Origin of the sequence: Chitinophaga agrisoli, assembly GCF_008386695.1 — a bacterium.
GTDB lineage: Bacteria > Bacteroidota > Bacteroidia > Chitinophagales > Chitinophagaceae > Chitinophaga > Chitinophaga agrisoli.
The window spans coordinates 1-288 of record NZ_VUOC01000065.1 but is presented as its reverse complement, the minus strand read 5'-3'; the positions used below and the strand labels follow the sequence as shown (position 1 = coordinate 288).

Annotated in this window: 1 protein-coding gene; it reads left to right on the top strand. The window is 46.2% G+C overall.

Annotated features, from left to right (window positions below; genetic code table 11):
* Positions 1-288, top strand: a 288-nt coding sequence (locus tag F0L74_RS34605) for a chitin binding peritrophin-A domain-containing protein (protein ID WP_149842228.1), incomplete at both ends; no start/stop codon positions are given.

The following is a 288-nucleotide window of genomic DNA, read 5'->3' as shown; positions in this document are numbered from 1 at the left end:
CACCAGATTTTACAAATGTTTCGATAGTCATCCAGTAGCCCTCATTTGTCCTCCAAATCTGTTGTATAATCCTAATAACGAGCAGTGCGACTGGCCTCATAATGTAGAGTGTGGAGACAGAACCATTCCAGAAGACGACGAGGATGTTGATAGTGAAAGTGACAATGGCAGTGGAGGAAACGGAAACGAAAACGATAACACTGGAAATGGACACGCCGACCCCAGCCTGGCTACTGAAATATGTGCTGAAAAAGATTCAGACGGTGTTCTGGTCGCCCATGAGCACTG